Raw genomic sequence first — 244 nt, 5'->3', positions numbered from 1 at the left:
GCACGAAGCCGATCTTGACCGTCGCCACGTCCTTGACTTGCACCGGCACGCCGTTGTTCTGCGTCAGGACGACCTTGCCGATGTCCTTGACGTTCTCAACCAGACCGACGCCCCGGATGTTGATCGACTGCTGCCCGAAGTTGAGCGTGCGCCCGCCGACGTTGATGTTGGCGTTGCCAAGCGCCGTCATCATCTGCGGCAGGGTCACGTTGTACGTTTCGAGCTTGCGCGGGTCGACCGAGAC

1 protein-coding gene is annotated in these 244 nt (G+C 62.3%); it reads right to left on the bottom strand.

All coding sequences use genetic code 11. The features are described from left to right. A partial coding sequence (locus ACVA58_RS28550) for an efflux RND transporter permease subunit (RefSeq protein ID WP_446513598.1) occupies positions 1-244 on the bottom strand: 244 nt, incomplete at both ends.

The sequence above is a fragment of the Photobacterium sp. DNB22_13_2 genome (assembly GCF_052873915.1).
The sequence above is the reverse complement of the archived record's forward strand: the minus strand, read 5'-3'. Positions and strand labels throughout refer to the sequence as shown.